This window comes from Desulfosporosinus burensis (assembly GCF_054657535.1).
Genome location: NZ_BAAHYN010000008.1, coordinates 120,011 through 143,455 on the forward strand (window position 1 = coordinate 120,011; position 23,445 = coordinate 143,455).

The following is a 23,445-nucleotide window of genomic DNA, read 5'->3' on the forward strand; positions in this document are numbered from 1 at the left end:
TTGTGAGGGGCTGGCTGTAAAAATACTGGTAAATTTACGAATTACGCACCGATGAAGGCATTCTCCAATACATTATTAAAGAATGAGACGACAGGGGGGAACGCCAATTGAGCTATATTGTCGAGGTGCAGGAAGTTGGCATGAAGTATCAATCCCCCAATGGGGAAATAATTGCCTTAGAGAATATTAATTTTTCTGTTCGGGAAGGAGAGTTTGTAAGCATTGTTGGTCCTAGCGGCTGTGGTAAATCCACCTTATTATCGATCATTTCGGGCTTGATGTCCTCAACCTCAGGATCTGTCATGATTTCTGGGGAAAAGGTCAGCGGAACTTCCAAAAAAATCGGCTACATGCTGCAAAAAGACCATCTTTTTGACTGGAGGACGATCTATCAAAACGTCATGCTTGGTCTTGAAATTAGAAACTCAGTCACGCCCGAGGCGAAAGCGCGAGCTATTAAACTCCTTAAAACATATGGGTTATACGAATTTAAAGATAAATATCCAAACCAGCTATCCGGAGGGATGAGGCAAAGAGCGGCACTGATTCGAACTCTTGTAACAGATCCTCAAATTCTTTTACTAGATGAAGCTTTTTCGGCCTTAGACTTTCAGACGAGGCTAGTGGTCAACGATGATATCTACGCTATTATTAAAAAAGAAAATAAAACGGCGCTGCTGGTTACCCATGATATTAGCGAGAGTATCAGCATGGCTGACCGGGTTATTCTTTTAACGAAACGACCGGGAACGGTAAAGAACATTTATGAGATTAAGTTTAAAAATAACAACAGGACCCCTTTATCTTCAAGGGATGCACCAGAATTTGGATACTATTTCCAGGAGATATGGAAGGGGCTTGATGTCCATGTCTAACTTAGAAGAAAGGGAATCTCCTAAGACTCAAGATACTGACATTTCTCAAGAACATAAGTTGTATTTGCAGCGGATCAGGAAGGAAAAACTGTGGGTTCGTCTCATACAATTACTTATTCTAGCTTTTGCGCTAATATTTTGGGAAGTCTTTGCTAATGCCAAACTAGTTGACCCGTTTATTACCAGCCAGCCCTCAAGGGTATTAAAGACGATTCTGAGATTATATGAAGAGGGTGTGCTTTTTCAGCACATAGGAATAACCTGTCTAGAAGCATTCGTCGGCTTTATCTTAGGAACGTTCTTGGGAACGATTATGGCAATTATCTTATGGTGGTCAGAGTTTTTATGTAAAATATTAGAACCCTATCTTGTGGTCCTGAACAGTTTGCCAAAAATAGCCCTCGGGCCGATCTTTATTGTTTGGATTGGAGCAGGTCCTGCTGCAATTATTGTCATGACCTTGGCAATTTCACTGATTGTCACAATCTTGGAGGTTTTAGGCGGATTTTTAGCCATCGATGAGGAAAAGATTAAGCTCGTTCAGACGTTTGGTGGAACGAAATTTCAAGTCCTTACAAAAGTAGTACTGCCTGCTTCCTATCCAACCATTATCAATGCTCTGAAAATTAATGTCGGATTGTCTTGGGTGGGAGTCATTGTAGGAGAGTTTCTAGTCTCAAGAGCAGGTTTAGGTTACTTGATAGTGTATGGTGGGCAAGTTTTTAAATTGGACCTGGTTATGACTAGTGTCATTATACTAGGTATAGCAGCGACCATTATGTATCAGGGGGTGGTTTATCTTGAAAGATTGCTTGTAAAAAACAAAGGCTAAAACCAATGAACTGACAGATAACCAGCACTTAGAAAAATAGAGTAAGAGGAGGGCCCGTCATTATGAAGAAGAAAACCGTGCCAGTACTTATCGTATTAGCCTTAGTACTGTCCTTAGTGCTATCAGGCTGTAGTAATCAGACCGCACTCACCAAGGTAAAACTATCTGAGGTCACACACTCCATTTTCTATGCTCCACAGTATGTGGCCATGAGTCAAGGGTTTTTTAAGACTGAGGGACTCGATATAGAGCTTTCTAATGGTCAAGGTGCAGATAAAGTAATGACCGCAGTCTTATCTGGCCAGGTTGACATTGGTTTCGCCGGACCTGAAGCAAGTGTTTACGTCTATAATGAAGGTAAAGAAGATAATAGTGTCGTATTCGCTCAACTTACGAATGGAGATGGAACCTTCCTCATGGGCAGAAACCCCGATCCCAATTTTAAATGGAGTGATCTCCAAGGGAAGAATATTATTGGAGGGCGTAAGGGTGGAATGCCAGCCATTGTCCTTCAATATGTCTTAAGTAAGAACAATCTAACGACTGGAAAAGATGTTGCAATCGATACCACGATGCAATTTGCAGCGATGCCGGGTGCCTTCATGGGAGGGCAAGGAGACTATGTCATTATCTTTGAGCCCACGGCATCGAGCATGGAAAAAGAGGGTAAAGCCTATATCGTTGCTTCCTTAGGTAAGGAAAGTGGTGAAGTACCCTATACCGCTTATTTTGCTAAGAAGAGCACAATAGAGAAAAATCCCGAGCTCATTCAAAAGTTTACCAATGCTATCTATAAGGGACAACGTTGGGTAGCAAGTCATACTCCAGAGGAAATTGCCAAAGCCATCAAACCTCAATTCACAGATGAAAACGATCAGATACTCGTGAGCGCAGTCAAACGGTATAAAGAACAGAATTCCTGGAAAACGGATCCTGTTCTAATCGAAAAGGATTTCTATCTTTTACAACAAATCATTAAGGATGCAGGGGAATTGAATAAGATCGCCCCCTACGAAAAAGTGGTCACAGGAAAATTCGGGGAAATGGCTATTAAGAACCTTAAATAATGAACAAACGAGATCAAGCTGAATGCTTGATCTCGTTTGTTTCATTAACTCCTCCTTCGCCGCGAGGGGCCTTTCGAGAGTGGAGGAGAGCTATGATCAGATTAAATGGAATCCAATTTTTGCATAGAATGAGTCATTTGTTCCTGTTGCCATAGACGACGATGTTAGGTTTTATAGTGCATAGTGCATAGTGCTCCGCAGACTGCAGATGAACTAATACGCCGTTTTCAGAAGAAACGTTGTAAGACTAAGAAATTGGTAATTACTGTCGAAAAATGTCAGAATATTTAATTACAAAATTGTTAGAATCTTTTAATATCTTGCAGGAATATAGTCAATTGCCTTGAATACTACTAACTATTGAAATTAAATTGTCCAGACCAATTTAGTACCAACGGGTTACCTTGGACTGGTGTGATTCGCAACACTAGTTCGATTATCATTCTTATCCCAGGAAACGTTTTAGAGAGGAGGTAACTACAGAATAAAATAGGAGTAATGCCGTGTATTAGAGCTCATATGACCCAACAGATTTAATCATTTAAGATTGTAGGGTGGATTATTATCGAAGAGGAGGCTATCAAGTGTTTAAAATGAGAAAAAGCACATCACTGTTAGTATTAGTAACCTTTCTCGTGCTTTCACTAGTGATTTCTGGTTGCGGAACGACTGGTGCTTCATCAAACAGCCAAAAGGCGCCAAGTGATGCAAAGATCAAAATTGGTGTAGCTGGACCATTTACCGGCGCAATCGCTGAGACGGGAGCTACTATTAAGAATGCGGTCGAATTGGCAGCAGAACAAATGAATAAAGCAGGTGGAGTTAATGGTAAGCAGATTGAATTAGTGATCGAAGACGATAAGGCAGATCCGAAGGAATCGGCATCTATCGCTAATAAATTTGCCGCCGATAAATCTATTTTAGGAGTAATTGCGAACTACACAAGTTCGACAACTCTTGCGGGGGCACCTATCTTTAATAAGGTCGGATTGTCCCAGCTTTCCTACGGTTCAACTTCACCGGCTGTGACCAAAGCCGGACCGTATACCTTTCGCGATATAACAACAGATGCCTACGACGGTGAGTTTGTTGCCCAATGGACAGTAGATGAAGGCTACAAGAACATAGCCATTCTGTACGAGAACGATGACTATGGTAAGGGTCTCGCCGATGTTTACAATAAAAAAGTGACATCCCTTGGAGCCAAGGTCGTAATGCAAGAGCCTTATAATCTGGGCGAAACAAAAGACTTCAGTGCAATCTTAACTAAAATGAAAAACAATAGCCCTGATGCCCTATTTATTGCAGGTCAATATAACGAAGCGGCTATGATTATAAAACAAGGCAAGCGTCTGGGCATTAATTATCCAGTCATAGGCTCAAACGGTCTTTATTCTGACGCTTTAATTAAACTCGGTGGTACAGATGTTGAAGGATTGCTATGTATTGGTGCTTTTCATAGTTCTGCAGTTTATCCCGAAGCAAAGGCTTTCATTGATTCCTATAAGACCAAATGGGGATCTGAGCCCGATATTTGGGCTGCTTTTGCCTATGATGCAGCTAATATTATGTTTTCAGCTGTAAAAAATGGTGGCGAAGATCGCAAGAAAATCAACGATTGGTTAACAACTATGAAGGATTTCAAAGGTGCTACTGGGACAACCACCTTTGATGAAAATGGGGACTGCATAAAACAACCGCTGAAACTAATTGTTAAGAATGGTAAATTCGAAATGTATAAGAAATAATCAAGGTTTAGACCAGCTGGAAAGAGGGGTAATTCCCTCTTCATCCAGCTGTTTAAGCAATTTCGAAGAGAGGTGTCCTATGTTTTTTCAGCAACTTGTCAACGGATTGACGGCAGGAAGTATGTATGCCCTGATTGCTCTGGGCTATACCATGGTCTATGGGATTTTAAAGATCATAAATTTTGCTCACGGGGACATCTTCATGATTGGTTCTTTCACTGGTCTTATCTTGGTCAAGCAGTTTCACATGAGCCTTATCCCAGCGATGTTACTATCGATGCTCATTGTAGCCATCTTAGGGATTATCGTAGAACGGATAGCTTATCGTCCACTCAGGCACTCGACTAGGTTGGGGCCACTCTTAAGCGCCTTGGGTGTTTCCATTTTCCTAGTCAACTTTGCTCAATTGGCGTGGGGGACACAAACCCAATCTTTCCCTCCTTCGTTTGCAATCAAAACGTTTAATTTTGGTGGCGTGATCCTGAGCAGTATTCAGATATATGCTATGGTGGTTGCGATATTATTGATGCTTGGATTACACTTGTTTGTGCATAAGACTAAGATGGGGGTGGCAATGCGGGCTACTTCACACAACGTTAATACTGCTAGTCTGATGGGAATCAAAGTCGACAATGTAATTTCTGTAACGTTTGGTATCGGCTCGGCTTTAGCTGCAGCTGCCGGCATTCTGGTCGGACTTTATTATGATGCAGTGTACCCAGTGATGGGCTATACCGCTGGTCTTAAAGCGTTTACAGCCGCTGTGCTCGGTGGAATTGGAAGTATACCAGGGGCCATGCTGGGAGGGCTCTTGTTAGGTGTTTGTGAAAACTTGGGAGCAGCTTATCTGTCGATGGGGTACAGGGATGCTATTGCCTTCGGATTGCTGATTATCATCTTGCTGATCAAACCCACTGGTCTGCTAGGTAAAAATATTCAGCAGAAAGTGTAGGTGAAGAAGGTGTTAGGTGTAATCACTCAATTTGTTAGTCGTAAACAGGCTCCTATGATCTTACTTTTTGGATTAATAATTTTACCATTGGCCATTAAAAGCGATTATTTAATGCATGTACTGATTACGATTGGTCTTTATGTTGTACTCAGTCTTAGTCTTAATTTAGTAGCTGGATTTACTGGACAGCTGTCAATTGGTCACGCAGCGTTTTATGGAATTGGTGCTTACGTGACGGCCTTGCTAATGTTGAACTACAATGTACCGTATTGGGCGACAATCCCCATAAGCGGGCTTATCACAGCCTTGTTTGGCTTACTTTTGGGACTGCCAACTCTTCGCCTCCAAGGGGATTACTTAGCTATTGTTACTTTGGGTTTTGGCGAGATAGTTCGCTTAGTTTTTCTGAATTGGGATAATGTAACCCGGGGTCCTATGGGGTTACCCGGTATTCCATCCCCAGAAATAGGAAGTTACATGTTTTTTTCTAAAATTCCCTTTTATTACTTAATACTAGTTATCTTGATTATTACGATACTCTTTATGGTACGAGTTGCTGAATCTGAATTTGGCCTCAGCCTTATTGCAGTGAGTCACGACGAAGTAGCAGCAGAAGCAGTGGGAGTACACACTACACGGGCTAAGCTACTGGCGTTTACCTTTGCCGCTTTATTCGCAGGGATAGCGGGGGGGTATTATGCAACTTATATTTCGTTCGTAAGTCCAGATTCATTTACATTTATGGATTCAGTAACCATTCTCGCTATGGTTGTTTTAGGCGGATTAGCTAGTATTCCAGGCGTAGTAATTGGGGCAATTGTTTTGGGTTTAGCACCAGAAGTGTTGCGTTTTATGGCGGATTACCGCATGTTATTGTATGGTGCTTTAATGGTAGGCATGATGATATTTAAACCAGAAGGTTTTTGGGGAGCTAATAAACGGGTTCGTAATGTAATCCTCAAAAATCTTGATAAAAGTCACCACCTGACGAAAAGGGGTGGAACAAATTGGCCGCACTAAAAATAATCGAAATGGAGAATGTCACTGTTCAGTTCGGTGGCATTATGGCTATCGATCACGTTAGCTTACATGCTAATCAGGGGGAGATACTGGCAATTATTGGACCTAACGGTGCTGGTAAAACGACTTTGTTTAATGTGCTCTCCGGTGTCTATCAAGTAACGACTGGCGAGGTAAGACTTAAAGGGAAATCAACTAAGAACCTTAAAGCCCATGTCCTAGTGGAAAGAGGTATCGCTCGAACCTTTCAGAACATTCGCTTGTTTCCCACTCTTACAGTGCTTGAAAATGTGATGATTGGTCACCATTGCCGTAGTAAAGAAGGAATGTTCGGGGTTTTATTCCACACTGGAAAAGTGAACGAACAGAGAAGAAAGACCATAGATTACTGTAAGGAATTACTCTCTATTGTAGGATTAGACGATCAATTAGAAGAACTGGCGGCTAATCTACCTTATGGGAAACAACGTTTGCTTGAAATAGCGCGAGCTTTAGTGACTGAATGTGAAGTATTATTGCTTGATGAACCTGCTGCCGGTATGAATAGTCAGGAGAGAGTGGAGTTGATGGATCTTATACGCCGTATCAGCCGGGAAATGAATAAGACGATTATTCTAATTGAGCATGATCTTGATCTAGTCATGGATATTTCCGAACGCATCGTCGTCTTAGATTATGGACGAAAGATTGCGGATGGGCTGCCAGATGCCATCCAAAATGATCCGAAAGTGATAGAAGCGTATATCGGAAGTAGTGACGATGAGGAGGATGGCGATGCTGTCACTAGAGAATGTTAGTGTGCGTTATGGAGTGATTCCTGCTTTAAAGGGTATATCACTCAATGTTAAGGCCGGTGAGGTTGTTGCCTTAATCGGTTCCAATGGAGCTGGTAAAACGACAACGTTAAAGGCTATATCCGGTTTGCTTCGCTTAGCAGAGGGTACGATCAAGTTTGACGGCCATGACATTAGCAAATTAAAAGCAGATCAGATTGTAAAGCTTGGTATCATCCATGTTCCAGAAGGGCGTGGTATTTTTCCAAACTTAACTGTTCTAGAAAACCTGATGTTAGGAGCCTATGTCAGGCAAGATAAGCCCAAGATAGCCAGTGATTTGCAGAGTGTCTTTGAAAAGTTTCCACGGTTATACGAACGCAAAGCACAATATGGTGGCACCCTTAGTGGTGGTGAGCAACAGATGCTAGCGATTGGCCGGAGCATAATGGCATCACCCAAATTATTATTGCTGGATGAGCCTTCCATGGGTTTGGCTCCAATAGTGGTAAAAGAGATATTCCGCACGATCAGGGAGATTAAGAAAACCGGTACAACTATTTTGTTGGTGGAGCAAAATGCCAACATGGCTTTGGCAAATGCCGACAGAGCTTACGTCTTGGAGACTGGTAAGATTGTAATAGAGGGAACTGCGAGTGAGCTGAGAGCGAACTCGGAAGTGAAGCAAGCCTATCTAGGAACACACAAAAGAAAAGGAGTAGCATTATGAGTAGTGATACAAATGTGAGTTTCACGGTTCCTAGTGGTACGAAGGAATTAATAGCCATAGTGCCTGTGCAGAACTTGATCGGTATTTATAACCCAATGCCCTTACCACCACTTGATCAGCCGATGGTCGTGATGCAGAAAGTTATTAAGGACGGTTTGATTAAAACAGGTATAGCGGGAATTGCCGCCGTTGGCAAAAAAATAGCCATTGGGGTAACCGATCGTACTAGACTTACACCGAATAACGAAATCCTCCCTATTCTTTTGAGTGAACTTCATGCTTTGGGAATTGAAGACGCTGATGTCACAATTATTATCGGGACTGGTGTACATACACCGGATAGTAAGGAGGACATCGAAAAAAACCTTGGGGCAGAGATAGCAGACCGGATTGAAGTTCTCAATAATAGACCTTTTGAAAAGGTTCATATTGAGCTTGGTACGACAAGTTTTGGTACCCCCGTGCAGATCCATCATAAATTTGCTGATGCAGATATAAAAATCGTGACTGGAAATATTGTTCCTTGCTTGATGGCAGGCTGGACTGGCGGTGGAAAGACCGTACTTCCGGGCATCGTCAGTAAAGAAACTATCTACACAAATCACAAACTTTTTACGGATCAATTAGAAAAATCTGGTAGAGGTTCGATGATCGGAGTACTGCCGCCGCAAAATATCGTGCGAGCGGATATAGAAGAGGCAGCAGCGGTTGCTGGTTTACAAATGGTAGTTAATACCGTTCTTGATGAAGAGAATCAAATTGTAGGAATTTTAGCTGGAGAACATATAGAGGTACATAGAGATGGTGTCGCTGTATCTGGGCGTAGCCTGGAAGTTACTATTCATGAGAAAGCGGATATTGTAGTAGCTGGCGTCGGTTCTGCTGGGTTTGAAATTAGTCTTTATCAAGGTGCATCACGTGCTATTCAAGCTTTGGATGACATCATTAAACCCGGGGGAACAGTGATTGTGCCCTGCGAATGTCGGGAGGGCATTTACGAAGGTATATTGAAGCAAAAGTACGCAGATTGGATGAAGCGGATGCCGGATCCTGAGGAAATACGTGCTTTGACTAGAGATGATACCATGCCGCCAGAGGAAGGGGTAGTTCTCTATGCATTTTCATGGCTCCTACACAAATTAAAATGTAAGATGGTGGTCGTAACGGACGGTATGACCCAAGAAGAACTGCGCGATGTTCATATGGGGCATGCCTCGACCTTGCAGCAGGCGATGGATGCGGCCTTGAAAGACCACGGACCACAAGCTCGCGTTACTGTCTTACCCTATGCCGGGAAGGTTATTCCTAAATTTGAATAAGAAAGAAGGAATAAGCCATTAATAAGAAAACTATAAAACAACCTTTTATGGACTTGTTCCCTTTGCCTACAGTGCTCGTGACTTCTCAAAACAAAGAAGATAATAAGCCGAACATTATCACCATAGCATGGACGGGAATCCTTGCATCGGGACCTCAGCTTGTGGTATATATAAGTGTACGTCCAAAAGGAAGGTATTCGCACCAGTTAATTACTCAGTCATTGGAATACGTAATCAATATTCCCACGGCAGACCAAGCCCAAATTGTTGACTACTGTGGTCAGGTTTCAGGTAAAGATGTGGACAAATTCCAGGTGACGGGTCTGACGCCTATAGAAGCTTGTCATGTGAAGGTTCCCCTGATCGCTGAATGCCCAGTTAATTTGGAATGCAGAGTAAGGCAAATTGTTTGTTTAGGTACCCATGATGTTTTTATTGCTGATGTATTAACGGTTCACTATAATAATGAAGTATTGGATGATCACGGTAAACCAGATTTAGACAAAATTAAGCCTATCTCTTTCTGTAGTAACGAATACAGACCTTTATCAAACCAAATTGGGACTTTTGGTTATTCTTTAAAAGTAAAGAAATAGGTAATTCTATGATTTTATATTAGCTGATACTAAATGTTGAGGATAATGTCTGTAATAAGTTTTAATATGATTTCTTGATTGGAATAACTTGATCTTAGACTATAACAAATTAAGGGAGATTTTTAATTTATGGATCTTACTCGCAAAAAACGTACTCGTCTATACGAAGAAGTTGCACAAAAGATTAGAAGCTTGATTCAAGATGGTACTTTAGCGAAGGGAGACCAGCTATTACCAGAAAGACAATTAGCCGAAACATTGGGCGTTAGCCGATCAGCTGTACGTGAGGCGCTAACATCTTTGGTGTCCCAAGGGTTGTTAGAGATTACACCAGGGAGCGGTGCTTACGTTAAAGAGGTAAACATTAATGACTTAATTGATCCTTTTGCCACCATAGTACTTAAAGAGATAGACGGCATTTTTGACTTGTTGGAAGCTAGGTTAGTGATGGAAACAGGCGCCGCGCGCATAGCCGCTAAACGTGCTGATCGTGCTGATCTCTACAATATGTATGAATTGGTACGCAATATGGAAGATGATGTAAATGAAGGGCGAAATACCGATGAGTCGGACAGCGAGTTCCATTTTAGTGTAGTCCGCGCTACTCACAATCCAGTGCTGCAAAACTTAATGACAGTATTAATGGGGTTAATGAAAGAATACTATGGACCTAGCCGACAAAAACTTGTTGAACAGCAAGAAAATCGCCAGCTTTGGTCGCAACAACATGGACGTGTTTACGAAGCCATAAAGATTGGCGATGCCGAAGCAGCTGCAGAAGCGGTCAGCGAGCACATACATACATCAATTCAAGAGTTAAAGAAGTTACGAGGAGTAGAGGAGTAGTTTTTTCTTGGCATCCTGATTAAATTTACATCTTGCTAAGGATGAGATATTTTTTTAAATTTTTTGGTCATACCAAGGGCTACCATAAAAAATACCAATAGAACTTAATTGCACCTTAAATTGGAGTGATGTGGTAAGTTGCTGCTTACAAGTTTGTGTTTTTATTAATAAGATGGTTTAATCACTAAATTTGAGTTTATGGAGGGTAATATGGCTAAGAAATACGATTTAATGATTGTTGGTGGCGGGATCATGGCCTCAAGTTTAGCGTACAACTTGCGCAAAGACGGATATACAGGCAGCATTGCTATATTTGAAAAAGATCGGATGTATGAGTATTCTTCCACTCCACGTAGTTATGGAGGAGTTCGGCATACCTTCAGCATTGAAGGGAATATTCGATTGTCCCAACTCAGTATACAAATCTATGGGAATTTTGAAAAAGAAATGGCCCTGGACGGAGATCCAGCCGTCATTGATTTTAAACAACATGGTTATCTGTATTTGGCTAATGATCAAGTACTATCCATGTTGAAAGAGAACATGAAATTACAAAAGAGTTTTGGCATAAATATACAGTTATTAAGTCCAGAAGAAATTAAGTCCTTCGTTCCAGAACTAATAGTTGATGATTTAGCAGGTGCTGTTTTCGATGTGGCTGCTGGTAACATAGACCCTTATTCAGTCCTGCAATGGTACGTAAAACATGCCAAACGGTTAGGTGTAGAGTATATATATCAAAAAGTTCAAATTATTTTAACTGATGGGGATCATCAAATAAGCGGCGTGAGATTGGAAAGCGGAGAAGAATATCACGCATCAATTGTGGTAAATGCTGCCGGAGCCTGGTCTGGTGAATTAAGTAGCACGGCGGGATTAGATATACCGGTTCGACCGCTTCGTAAACAAGTTTATTGTGTCGATTTGACTGTTCCATTTCAAAAGAGCATCCCATTTATCTTCGATACGATTAACGGCACTTACTTCTTGGGCGAAGGACCGAAAATAATTACTGGTTCCCGGGAAGGGGCTCATATGGTAGACCGGCAGGAAGATTACCAGTACCAATATGATTTCCATTTGGATAAATCCTATTTTACGGATGAAGTATGGCCGTTATTGGCTGAACGTTCCCCAAATTTTGAAAGGTTAAAATTGGAACAGGGGTGGGCTGGTCTCTATGAATATAACTATATTGACCATAATGCGATTATCGGTGAGCATCCACTGATGAAAGGTTATTATTTGCTCACGGGGTTTAGTGGTCATGGATTCCAACAGGCACCTGCAGCAGGTAAATGCTTATCAGAGCTGATCCGCTTAGGTAGGTATGAAACCATTGATTTGACCCCATTTTCTTTGGAACGATTTGATAAAAAGCAATTGCTCTTAGAAAAAGAAGTCTACTAGAGTCTTTAAGCAAAGCAAGGGATATTCTCAAAATTGGTCATACCATGGACTGAATATAACTAGGCCAGAAAATCTCAGTTTAATACCAACTGAAATCTATAGCTAACATTCATCAATAATCCATAAATTGGCAAAGGGGGAGTGGGCTTATGAAGATTGGCAGTGAGGTTTTGTACTTGTCTAAAGACAATATAGGTTCCTTAAGTATTGGCATGTCTGAAGTTATTAGCCTTCTGGAAGAGTCATTTCTGGAAAAAGCTAAAGGAAACGTTTATGCTTTGGCAAAGATTGAATTGCATCCTAAACGGGATGACAACTTTATCAATGCAATGGTCTGTAGCTTTCCTAAGTATAATGTCGCAGGACTCAAATGGATCAGCGCCTATCCGGAAAATAGAGCAAAAGGTTTGCCTTATATCTCAGGATTGATTGTCTTAAACGACCAAGAAACCGGGGTTCCTATGGCGATCATGGAAGCAGGCGTTTTGACTGCCATTCGTACAGGCGCTGTCACAGGGCTATCTGCTAAGTATCTGGCGCGCAAGAATAGCCAGACAGTAGCAATTCTAGGCTGCGGAGTTCAGGCCCGTACACAGTTAGAAGCAGTCCTAGCGATCTGTCCCGAAATTAAAATCGTTAAAGCCTATGACATCAACAAGGATGCTATCACTCTGTTTGGCCAGGAAATGGAACTGCGTTTTAAGGTTATAGTCGAACAGGCCTTCAATCCTCAGAAAGCCGTTGAGGGAAGTGACATCATCATTTCTGCAGGGCCCATTGTCACTAACCCTGATCCTGTCATTAAAGGGTCATGGTTAAAGGAAGGCTGTTTTGGTGCGCCGATCGATTATGATTCCTACTGGAGGAAAAGCAGTTTTGACGCTGTAGACAGAATTTATGTCGATGATGTTCCACAATTTGAAAGTCATCGTCAAATGGGTTATTTTAGCGCAGTGCCACCGGTTTATGGGGATCTGGCAGACCTAGTCTCAGGTAAACTATCTGGCCGGCTTAATGATTCGGAAAGAATCATGGCGATCAACTTGGGATTGTCACTCGAAGATGTTGCTGTAGCTGCTTTAGTATACAACCTTGCTTTAAAACAAGGGCTGGGCCAACTTCTTCCCGTTTAGAATAAATCTATGATTGATTTCCCCTTAATCCCTTAAGCTCAGCGAAAGGAATGAGATTTAAAGCCTTTCAGCAGTAGTTCTTAAATAACTATGGGCAAATCCAAGAAAAGAATAGAGGTACTTAAGCCTTATTAGGTCAGGGTGGTTAGTTAGTAGTTCTATACAGTAAAGTTGATCAAATTATTACGGATAAAAATAAATAAGGGCACAATTATATGCCATAGTTGGAGGGAACGTAAAATGAATCTTGCAGAAATGAAACAATCGCATAAACTCTTAGGCACATTTAACTATCAACTTGGTCAAATAGAAAAGGGATATGCTAACCGTTCCTTATATGTCAATCTATCGACAAACACCTTTGCCGAAAAACCTGTAACTGAATTGATGAAGCAGAGGTTTATTGGTGGAAGAGGCTTTGGTTTAAAACTATTGTGGGATGGTATTAATGATAATACTAAATGGAATGATCCTGAAAATGAGCTAATTATTGCTCCCGGCCCGATTGGTGGCATAACTCAATACCCTGGTGCTGGTAAATCCTATGTAGTCGGTTTATCTCCCTTGACTGAATCCGCAATGGATAGTAATGTTGGCGGTTATTTCGGCCCTTTCTTGAAATTCTCCGGCTGGGACGCGCTTGAAATCCAAGGCAAAGCCGAACGCGACGTTATTCTGTTTATTGATGGAACTAAAGGAACAGTGACCCTTGAAGAAGCTCCTTTAGAGGCGCTTAACAGCCACATCCTGATTGAACAATTAACAGAAATGTATGCCGAAAGTGAAGAAGACAAAGTAAACGTTTCGGTAGTAACTGCTGGAGAGGCAGCTCAACATACCTTGATTGGGCTTCTCAATTTCTCTTTTTATGATACACGCCGAAAAGCGGTGAGAATAAAACAAGCCGGAAGAGGCGGCTTAGGAACGGTATTTAGAGATAAGAATATTAAAGCCTTGGTGATAAAGAGCCTTAAAATTAGGGGAGATTTAAACAACCCGCACGACCTTTCTGCATTAAAAAAAGTGGGTCAAAAAATGCACAAGGAAATCTTAAGTTTAGATGATTCACAATGCAAAATGAGAACACTGGGAACAACTCATATTGTCAAGATCATGGATGAATATGATCTTTTACCCGTGCGTAATTATAAGTTTGGTTCTGATCCGAATGCAAAAAACATTTCTCACGCTGTCCTCCTCTCCAAGTATTTCAATCTTAATGGTCACGACGAATGTTGGTATGGCTGTACTCTTTCTTGTGCCAAAGTGATCAATTCCTATAAGCTTAAAACCGGGCCCTATAAAGACAAAGAGGTGTTAATTGACGGTCCGGAATACGAGACGCTTTCCGCTGCCGGCAGTGTCTTAGGTATTTTCGATCCAGAATTCGTGATCGAAACTAATTTTTATTGTGATACTTACGGAGTCGATACAATTTCCTTCGGGACCCTCACAGCCTTTGTAATGGAGTGTTACGAAAACGGAGTTATTAATCTGGATATTACGGGTGGACTAAAACTAAACTTTGGTAATGCTGAGGCTGCTCTGGAACTACTTCACCAGATGGCTAAGGGTGAAGGCTTTGGTATGATTGCCGGGCTGGGTATCCGTAGAATGAAGAAAGTGTTTATTGAAAAATATGGAGCCAATCCAGACTTTTTGCAAGACATCGGCATGGAAGTCAAAGGCCTTGAGTTCTCAGAATATGTGACTAAAGAATCCCTAGCTCAGCAAGGAGGGTACGGTCTGACTAATAAAGGACCTCAACATGATGAGGCCTGGGTCATCTTTATGGACATGGTTAATAATCAAATTCCTACCTTTGAAGATAAGGCCGAAGCGCTCTTCTATTATCCTATGTTTCGGACTTGGTTTAGCTTAGTCGGATTGTGCAAACTGCCATGGAATGATATCGTTCCAGCTGATAATCACACCACTGCAGAACCAGCTAAAGTCCCTGAACATGTGCAGAACTATGTAGAACTATATAACGGCGTGACCGGGTCTAATATTGACAATAATGAACTAATTAGACAGTCGGAAGTTGTCTATAACTTTCACAGGGTATTTAATTTGCGAATGGGTTTTGGAACCCGTGAATATGACAAAGTACCTTATCGAGCCGTCGGTCCAGTGACCCTAGAAGAATATGAATCTAGACAGGACAGGTATGACGGACAGTTGAAAGAAATCTTGAATATAGACACAGTGGAAAAAACGACTGAAGAAAAAGTTCAGATATTAAGAAACTACAGGGAAGAACAATATCAGAAATTGTGTGATGCAGTCTATATACGAAGGGGTTGGAACTCCAACGGAATACCAACTGTGGATACATTGCAGCGCCTCGGTATAGATTTTTCTGAGGTAGTAGACGTGGTGAAGAAATACGCCTAAATGTTAGAGCGATATTCAAGTGATCCATCTCATATGTTCTATGATCTGTCCGGATTTCGCCATATCTGTAGAATAAATAAGTAGTTGGAGAAAGGAGAAGTAAGCCATGCTTGAAAATTTTAGTACAAATGAAATCATCTCACGTGGAAAAGTGGCGCTTATGAACACTTATAACCAATTTCCGATAGCCTTAACTAAAGGTGAAGGAGTATGGGTTTGGGATGCAGATCGCAAGCGTTATTTAGACTTTGTAACGGGTATAGCTGTTAACTCTTTAGGTCACAGCCATCCAAAGGTGGTAGAGACAATCCGTAGGCAGGCTGGGGAACTTTTACATACTTCAAATTTGTACTGGATTCCTAACCAGGTGGCTCTTGCTGAGCTTCTGATCGCTAATTCTTTTGCAGATAAGGTATTTTTCTGCAATAGTGGGGGTGAGGCTAATGAAGGTGCAATGAAGTTGGCTCGTAAATGTGCAAAAAAGAACTACGGTACACATAAGTATGAAGTAGTTTCCTTAACTAATTCTTTTCATGGGCGGACATTAGCTACCTTGACGGCCACTGGGCAACCTAAATACCATAAAGGTTATGAGCCTTTACCGGCGGGTTTTTCCTATGTTCCATTGAATGATATCAAGGCTTTGCAAAGTGCAGTGAATGAGAATACAGCGGCGTTGCTGATCGAGCCAATCCAAGGGGAAGGAGGGGTTAATCCAGCAACCGAAGAATTCCTCCAAAAAGCTCGTGAATTGTGTGATCGCAACCATGCCCTGCTTATTTTTGATGAAGTGCAGTGCGGAGTAGGAAGGACGGGAAAGTTGTTTTCCCATCAATGGAGCGGGGTGACTCCAGATATCATGACCTTAGCAAAAGCACTTGGCGGTGGAGTATCCATTGGGGCGATAATGGCCACGGCAAAGGTCGCTGTGGCGTTCGAACCTGGAGATCATGGTACGACCATCGGAGGAAATCCTCTTGCGATGGCAGTAGGCTGTACGGTACTTGAGGTTATGTTAGCAGATGGATTTTTAGAGGGTGTAGTAGAACGCTCAGAGTATTTACGTCATGGGTTAGACCAAATAGCAGCAAAGTATGGGGTAGCGGAGAAAGTACGCGGTCAGGGTATGATGTTAGGGTTGACCGTAGGTGAAAAGGCTCCTCAAATCGTGGATGAGTGTCGCAAAAATGGCCTTTTGATTAATTGCGTTGGAGGCAAAACATTTCGTTTTTTGCCACCATTAACTGTAATGAACGTGGAAATCGACGAGGCTTTGGCCATCTTGGACGACGTTTTCTCCAAGTTGGGATAAGCTGATCGCCTGGAGAGAATTTTGATCATTAGGAAGTGTTGCTGCGATTTAGGCCGGATTATTCCGGCTTTTTCTATTTATTAATAAACTATAAAGTGGTAACATAAGGTGGTATTGTTCCTTAGAGAAACTGTTACTAACAACAAAAATATCAATATTAATAGCAGGAATTAGACAAAAATCGTTGAATAGTAGATAGATTCTCTAAAAATGAGACTGATTCAATAGAAATAACCTAAAATTAAAAAGAATTGCACAAATTTGGTTGAAGATAGCCATGCTATTAATAATTACTAGAAATTGGAGTAAACGAATGAAAAACTGGCCCAAGCAATCAATTGGAATAGGCGTATTATTAGTTTTAATTTCTACCTTTGGTTTTAGCTTTTATACAATTTTAGGTAAATTTGCATTTTTAGGTGGTGCAAGTCTGGCGACAGTTTTATTTGTGCGCTTTTTCATTGCTGTACTCTTTTTCTGGATGGTCACTCTCTGGAGAGAAGGGTTTCCACGATTGCCACTAAAGACATGGCTCATTTTATGGGGGATGGGGGGGATTTGCTATTCTTTGATGGCGGGTCTTTACATGTCCTCGGTACGCTTTATTCCAGCCTCGCTGGCAGCTTTACTATTATACGTTTATCCAGTGATTGTTACCGTGATTGCAGTACTAACCCGTCAAGAAAAGTTTTCTACTTACAAGCTTTTAGGATTGTTACTATCAACCTTCGGCCTAGTCATGGTCTTAGGTTTAGCTTTCCAAGGAATTAATTCCTTGGGGGTTATTCTTGCCCTAGGGTCTGCTTTTGTTTATGCTATTTATATACTCATTGGCCATAAAGTATTGAAAACGACGACAGCTTTAGTAAGTACTACAATAATTTCTACTGCTGCCACACTTACTTATGGGATCATCGGATTCTCTATGGGTAGCATGACGTGGAACCTATCCTGGGGGACTTGGATGGTAATGGCTGGAATCGCACTATTATCAACCGTTATTGGAATGTTAACCTTTTTTGAGGGTATAAAACGTATAGGGGCAACGTCTGCCTCAATAATCAGTACGACAGAGCCAGTGATAACGGTTGTTTTAGCCGTAATACTATTTAGAGAAAGCCTTACACTCTTACAAGTAGTAGGAGGAATTTTCGTGGTTTTGGGAGGAATTTTGGCCGTTTTGCCCCCCGCTCCAAAAATAATCCAGCAGGTCAATTCCTCAGTAAATTAAAGAACCGTTTTATTATTTAGTGTTTACTTCTAAGAGCCTTTCACTCAGTTCTAGTTTGAAGTGAGTGAAAGGCTCTTGTCTGTGAGATCGAGCAAGACTTTTTTTGCTGGTATGGTTGTTCCACTATGGAACAATAATATTGAGACTCGTACTATTTATCAAGGCTATCTATAGAAAGAAGGAATCCTAGTTGGAAAGATTGAGTACACTACATCTTCAAAAATCAAGAGTGGGTGTACATTTATTTAAAATCATCCGCTTTTTTAAAATATGAACGCTATAATAAAAGTGAGCCAGAATTGAAGGAAACGCTAGGAAAAAAGTGAGCCACTTACAATAAAAAACCCTGTATAATCAGAGAGTCGAAAATCTGGTAATACGGAGGTAAAGGAGTGGCAATAGAAGTGGAGATTTACGAGAAAATCCGGCACCTGCACGAACATGAAGACCTGTCCCAGCGTTCAATAGCGAAGATACTTGGCATATCAAGGAACACAGTGAAGCGGTATTTTAACGGATCACATGTGCCTTGGGAAAGGGAGGGAACGAGCGGTCGCAACAAATATGTCATAACGGATGACGTGTTAGACTTCATTAAGGAGTGTCTTGTAGAAGACGAGGCGGAAAATATCAAGAAGCAGAAGCACACGGCAAAACGGATCTTCGACCGACTAGTTGCAGAGAAAGACTTCTCTGGCGGTGAATCTACAATACGAGAGATCGTGGCGGAGCTCAAAGCCAAGCAGTCGAAAGTCTTCATTCCCCTATCCTATGACCCAGGTGAAGCAATCCAGGTGGACTGGGGAGAAGCCACCGTGTACCTGGCCGGTAAGAAGATTAAAGTTAATTTGTGGTGTATGCGGGAGTGTTATAGTGCCGATATGTTCTGCAAAGTATTTTATCGACAAAATGAGGAAAGCTTCCTTGAAGGACAAATCAGCGGGTTAGAGTACTTTGGTGGAGCCCCTCGCAAAGTGATCTTCGACAATGCAAAGGTCGCCGTCAAAGAAGGTTTTGGTGTCCACGCAAAAATACAGGCTCGATACGCCGCCTTGTCCGCCCATTATGCCTTCAAACCGGAATTTTGCAACATCGCTAGTGGACATGAAAAGGGTCTTGTCGAAGGGCTTGTAGGTTGGATAAGACGAAATATCCTGGTTCCTATACCAAGAGTAGAAACCATAGAAGAGTTGAGTACTGAAATACTTCGTCGGTGCTTAAACTACCGAAACCATACAATCAAAGGCAGAGAACAAACCGTCGGCATGATGGCTCAAAGCTCAAGCGCTAGGATGGCAAGACTACCGAAGTATAAGTATGATCCCAGCAAGAGCATCATAGCCAGAGTGGATGAGTTTTCAACCGTCCGATTTGATTACAACAACTACTCGGTTCCGGTTAAGTATGTCAGCAAAGAAGTAACGATTAAAGGATACGGCAATGAGATAGCCATTCTGTATCGCAGTTCCGAGATAGCGAGGTATTCTCGGTGTTACCAAAGAGGCATCACAAAATATCAGCTTGAGCATTACATAGATTTGATCGAACAACGCCCCCGCAGCGCCTACAACGCAAAACCGGTCAAGAGCACCCTTTCGGAAGAACTGATGGAGATAGGAAGGCGATTGTCCGGCCCTCGTGAGATGGTAAAACTTTTGCGAATGTATATCCAATTTGGTGAGGAACGTTTGATGACAGCCATCAAATGCATTCAAAGCACAGAACTAACCACAGAACAAATCCAGGCGCACCTGATACCGGTAAATCAACCGACTAAGCTACCCTTAAGGCAAGACGTCAAAGTATCAAAACCGCAGTTCGAAAAATATAACGACCTTATGAATAGGGGTGCTGCAGTATGAGTAGCAGCTTAAATCCCTTAAAAGAGACCATAAAAATCTACGCAAAACAATTAAGAATTCCTTCATTTACAGGCTATGAAAATATCATCAGACAACTCTCCACCAACGATGGCTATGATAAATTCTTGTGTGAGCTTATGAAATTAGAACTCACTCAAAGACAGGAATCAGGACAGCGCCGAAGGATTAAACAAGCAGGATTTCCAGTGATGAAAACGCTCGATGACTTTAACTTTGAAAGGCTGGAGCACGTTTCAAAAGGCTACATACAGGAGCTTGCGTCCTGTGATTTTATCAAGAACAGGCAAAATATCGTGATGATCGGCAATTCGGGATCTGGGAAGACCCATCTTTTGATGGGGTTAGGTATGAAAGCCTGTTACGCTGGGTTTAATGTGAAATTCTTCACGGCTGTTCATCTTGCTAACGAGCTCGCTGAAGCTGTTCAATTCAACCGATTGTCAAAGCTAGAGAAGAGTCTTAGCAAAGTCGATTTATTGCTGATCGATGAATTGTCCTACCTGACCTTCAACCGGCACCAGTCAGAGATGCTGTTCCAAGTGATATCGGAGCGATCGGAACGCGCCAGCATTATAATAACAACCAATCTGGAATTTTCAAGTTGGACCGACCTATTTGAAAATGAAATGATGGTTGCCGCCTTGATCGATAGGATTACCTTCCGTTCGCATATCCTCAATATGAATACCGTGGATTCCTATCGGCTTGAACAGACGATATTAAACGGAAAAAGGGCCGAGAACCATAAATAAAGGTAGAATGGAGTAATAACATGACTAAACAAAATCGTCACATTCGGAAACTCATTCAAATCTTGGTCGATAGAAACGTCTCTGCTATCTATCCGTCTGAGGTGGCCCATCTCTTACAATGCCCTGAAGAAGCAGTATTAGACGTGCTCTATAATATGGATGCGGAGGAAATACTTAAACATAGCTATGAATTACACTGTTGTGAGTGTGGAGAGGTAATGAGTGTTTTTGAAGATCCAAAACTCTTAACGAGTGCTCCATTTCCGTGTCCAGGTTGTTACGCCCAAACTGAGTCAATTAATATGAACGAAACGGTGATTGCCTTTTATCCATTAGTTAACGCTTTGTCATCACCACCCAAAATTAATAAAACTTTCGTGTTCTGTTGATCGAGGTAAATGGATTATGGGATACATGGTCGAGAATTCAATACGGAACTGCTAATATCGGGCTATGGATAGTGCCACAATGTGGACAACCTTTCGCTTGGCCGCTTCAGGTTGACCACATTGCTTGGTCAAGCAATTTAGGGTTTGTCTTAAAAGAGCTTGACCACACTATCCACAGCCCCGGCGGCAGGAACAAGATTGTTGTTGATAATTACGCATAAGAAGGGGCGTAAAGTTACTATCCGGCATCAACTGTAAGTGGTAAACTTAAGTGCTTTTATGTAGTTCAGATACAGCCATTGAAGTGGCTCAGTTTTTCCAGCGTTTATGCAATAATGGCTCACATTTTTCCTAGCATTAATGGCTCACTTTTTTTCTGGCGACTGGCTCACTTTTTTCTTGACAATCGCATTTAAAAATTACAAACCTTGGAGAAAGCCTAAGTTTTGGGGTAGATTAAGCATTTTTCTAGTAGTATTGATCATTTCTACGCTTGGAGGAATTACCCTTTACATCTCCTCCCTAGATATTAGCAAATTACAGACCCCTCTTGCGCATCCTTCTTATCTATACGACCAAAAAGGCAACCGAATTTCCGAGCTTTCATCCTCAAGGATTGAACCTGTTACTGGACAGCAAATCCCTCTAATCATGAAAAAGGCTATTATTGCGGTTGAAGACCGTCGTTATTACGAGCATCAAGGGGTCGATCTGCGCTCTATCTCACGTGCTCTCTATCGAGATTTAATATCGGGTGACTTTTCCGAAGGAGGAAGCACGATTACCCAACAATTAGCCAAAAATCTTTTCTTAGCTTCGGATAAAACTCTTGCCCGAAAACTAAAGGAAGCAGCTTATGCCTTAAAGATTGAGGCCGTTCTTGATAAGGATGAAATTCTCGTTGCTTATGTCGATTATGTTATCGAGGAAGCAATTAATAGGATCGGTTTTACGGAAGAACAAATCCTGAACGGTGGTCTGCAAATATATACTCAGATGGATCCTGCGGTTCAAAAAGCAGCTGAGGAGGTCTATGATGATAACCGATTCTTTCCCTCAGGCAAAAGCGATCAAATTGTTCAAAGTGGTGTGGTAGTTTTAGATCACTCAACGGGAGGCATCAAAGGGTTGGTGGGATACCGGGGAGAAAGGGTTTACCGCGGCTTAAACCATGCAACTTCAACCCAACTTGAACGCCAACCGGGCTCAGCGTTAAAACCTTTGTCTGTTTATGCTCCTGCGTTGGAAAAAGGCTATACTCCGGATTCCAAGGTCGATGACCATCCCTTAAATATCAATGGGTACTCTCCCAAGAACTATGATAATCAATACCGAGGGTATATAACTATGCAAGAGGCAGTCCGTCACTCTTGGAATGTCCCCGCAGTTTGGTTACTGAACGAAATCGGGGTGGATAGCGGTGTTGATTTCACCGAACGGAGTGGGATCCCTTTAGAAAAAGAGGATCATACCCTCAGTTTAGCCCTAGGGGGTCTTTCTAAAGGGGTCTCACCGCTTCAAATGGCGCAAGCCTATGGAGTATTTGCTAATCTTGGGGTTATGAATAAAGCTTATGCCATTAGTAAGATTACCACGAAAGAAGGTAGTGTTTTATTCCAAGCCCGACCAGAGGCAGTTCAAGTGACTACGTCAAGGGTAGCCTATATGATGACTTTAATGTTACAAGATGTTGTCACTAATGGCACCGGGAAGAAGGCGAATCTCATCCGTCCTACAGCGGGTAAGACGGGTTCTGTCGAACTTCCCCATACCCCTGAATTTTCTGGAATCAGCAAAGGCGTTAAAGATGTTTGGTTTGTTGGTTATACTCCAGAACTCACGGCTGCTGTATGGATGGGTTATGATAACACGGATCGCAATCACTACCTAACGACTTCGGGCGGCTCCGAGCCCGCCGTGGTTTTCCGTGAAATCTTATCTAGAGCCTTAAAATCTACTTCAGTTATCCCTTTTGAGATTCCTCAGGACTACATCGAGCAGAATAAACTATCTAACCGATTTTATAAGTGGTTCCAAGATAATTTTAATTTCAAGGAACGCGACGATGAGCAGTTTATTAAGGAGAACGGGAGTAAGGATAAAGATAAAGGCAAAGGTAAAGACAAGGATTAAGATGAAGCTAATGACAAGAACAGATAAACAAACATTATGTAAGAATG

21 protein-coding genes are annotated in these 23,445 nt (G+C 41.8%); all 21 read left to right on the forward strand.

The annotated features are described in order from the left end of the window. Positions 1-140 precede the first annotated feature (140 nt). On the forward strand, positions 141-875 hold the full coding sequence (locus tag ACYQ3Q_RS15410; protein WP_459929596.1) for an ABC transporter ATP-binding protein: 735 nt from the start codon (positions 141-143) through the stop codon (positions 873-875). Beyond that, positions 868-1,707 carry an ABC transporter permease gene (locus ACYQ3Q_RS15415; RefSeq protein WP_459929423.1) on the forward strand — a complete coding sequence of 280 codons (840 nt, stop codon included), beginning with the start codon at positions 868-870 and terminating at the stop codon, positions 1,705-1,707. Before ACYQ3Q_RS15410 ends, ACYQ3Q_RS15415 begins: the two co-directional genes overlap by 8 nt. A 62-nt stretch (positions 1,708-1,769) precedes the next feature. Further along, a complete protein-coding gene (locus ACYQ3Q_RS15420) occupies positions 1,770-2,774 on the forward strand; it encodes an ABC transporter substrate-binding protein (RefSeq protein WP_459929424.1) in 1,005 nt (334 codons plus the stop codon). Between the two features lie 593 nt (positions 2,775-3,367). Beyond that, positions 3,368-4,522, forward strand: a complete 1,155-nt coding sequence (locus ACYQ3Q_RS15425) for an ABC transporter substrate-binding protein (RefSeq protein ID WP_459929597.1) — start codon at positions 3,368-3,370, stop codon at positions 4,520-4,522. Between the two features lie 79 nt (positions 4,523-4,601). Continuing rightward, on the forward strand, positions 4,602-5,474 hold the full coding sequence (locus ACYQ3Q_RS15430; RefSeq protein WP_459929425.1) for a branched-chain amino acid ABC transporter permease: 873 nt from the start codon (positions 4,602-4,604) through the stop codon (positions 5,472-5,474). Further along, entirely contained in the window at positions 5,475-6,494 is a 1,020-nt protein-coding gene (locus tag ACYQ3Q_RS15435) for a branched-chain amino acid ABC transporter permease (RefSeq protein ID WP_459929426.1), read from the forward strand. Next, positions 6,482-7,291, forward strand: a complete 810-nt coding sequence (locus ACYQ3Q_RS15440; RefSeq protein ID WP_459929427.1) for an ABC transporter ATP-binding protein — start codon at positions 6,482-6,484, stop codon at positions 7,289-7,291. The genes ACYQ3Q_RS15435 and ACYQ3Q_RS15440 overlap by 13 nt, the downstream gene beginning before the upstream one ends. Then, on the forward strand, positions 7,269-7,997 hold the full coding sequence (locus ACYQ3Q_RS15445; protein WP_459929428.1) for an ABC transporter ATP-binding protein: 729 nt from the start codon (positions 7,269-7,271) through the stop codon (positions 7,995-7,997). Before ACYQ3Q_RS15440 ends, ACYQ3Q_RS15445 begins: the two co-directional genes overlap by 23 nt. Then, a complete protein-coding gene (locus tag ACYQ3Q_RS15450) occupies positions 7,994-9,316 on the forward strand; it encodes a lactate racemase domain-containing protein (protein WP_459929429.1) in 1,323 nt (440 codons plus the stop codon). Before ACYQ3Q_RS15445 ends, ACYQ3Q_RS15450 begins: the two co-directional genes overlap by 4 nt. A 47-nt stretch (positions 9,317-9,363) precedes the next feature. Then, positions 9,364-9,912 carry a flavin reductase family protein gene (locus tag ACYQ3Q_RS15455; RefSeq protein WP_459929430.1) on the forward strand — a complete coding sequence of 183 codons (549 nt, stop codon included), beginning with the start codon at positions 9,364-9,366 and terminating at the stop codon, positions 9,910-9,912. 129 nt (positions 9,913-10,041) lie between these two features. Beyond that, positions 10,042-10,758, forward strand: coding sequence for a FadR/GntR family transcriptional regulator (locus tag ACYQ3Q_RS15460; RefSeq protein WP_459929431.1), 717 nt, complete (start codon positions 10,042-10,044; stop codon positions 10,756-10,758). 210 nt (positions 10,759-10,968) lie between these two features. Continuing rightward, complete coding sequence (locus ACYQ3Q_RS15465; protein ID WP_459929432.1) at positions 10,969-12,168, forward strand: NAD(P)/FAD-dependent oxidoreductase; 1,200 nt, start codon at positions 10,969-10,971, stop codon at positions 12,166-12,168. A gap of 149 nt (positions 12,169-12,317) precedes the next feature. Then, complete coding sequence (locus tag ACYQ3Q_RS15470; RefSeq protein WP_459929433.1) at positions 12,318-13,301, forward strand: ornithine cyclodeaminase family protein; 984 nt, start codon at positions 12,318-12,320, stop codon at positions 13,299-13,301. Between the two features lie 240 nt (positions 13,302-13,541). Next, positions 13,542-15,698, forward strand: a complete 2,157-nt coding sequence (locus ACYQ3Q_RS15475; RefSeq protein WP_459929434.1) for an aldehyde ferredoxin oxidoreductase family protein — start codon at positions 13,542-13,544, stop codon at positions 15,696-15,698. 106 nt (positions 15,699-15,804) lie between these two features. Next, a complete protein-coding gene (locus tag ACYQ3Q_RS15480) occupies positions 15,805-17,010 on the forward strand; it encodes an aspartate aminotransferase family protein (RefSeq protein ID WP_459929435.1) in 1,206 nt (401 codons plus the stop codon). Positions 17,011-17,323: 313 nt separating this feature from the next. After that, on the forward strand, positions 17,324-18,241 hold the full coding sequence (locus tag ACYQ3Q_RS15485) for an EamA family transporter (RefSeq protein WP_459929436.1): 918 nt from the start codon (positions 17,324-17,326) through the stop codon (positions 18,239-18,241). Between the two features lie 392 nt (positions 18,242-18,633). Continuing rightward, positions 18,634-20,103 (forward strand): IS21 family transposase, encoded by a 1,470-nt coding sequence (istA, locus tag ACYQ3Q_RS15490; protein ID WP_459929437.1) that lies wholly within the window; start codon positions 18,634-18,636, stop codon positions 20,101-20,103. After that, positions 20,100-20,876 carry an IS21-like element helper ATPase IstB gene (gene istB, locus ACYQ3Q_RS15495; protein WP_459929438.1) on the forward strand — a complete coding sequence of 259 codons (777 nt, stop codon included), beginning with the start codon at positions 20,100-20,102 and terminating at the stop codon, positions 20,874-20,876. Before istA ends, istB begins: the two co-directional genes overlap by 4 nt. Positions 20,877-20,896: 20 nt before the next feature. Next, the gene (locus tag ACYQ3Q_RS15500) at positions 20,897-21,265 is read left to right on the forward strand and encodes a hypothetical protein (RefSeq protein ID WP_459929439.1); all 369 of its coding nucleotides are present in this window, start codon (positions 20,897-20,899) and stop codon (positions 21,263-21,265) included. Then, positions 21,262-21,486 (forward strand): hypothetical protein, encoded by a 225-nt coding sequence (locus ACYQ3Q_RS15505; protein ID WP_459929440.1) that lies wholly within the window; start codon positions 21,262-21,264, stop codon positions 21,484-21,486. The genes ACYQ3Q_RS15500 and ACYQ3Q_RS15505 overlap by 4 nt, the downstream gene beginning before the upstream one ends. A 178-nt stretch (positions 21,487-21,664) precedes the next feature. Then, a complete protein-coding gene (locus ACYQ3Q_RS15510; RefSeq protein WP_459929441.1) occupies positions 21,665-23,398 on the forward strand; it encodes a transglycosylase domain-containing protein in 1,734 nt (577 codons plus the stop codon). Positions 23,399-23,445 lie beyond the last annotated feature (47 nt).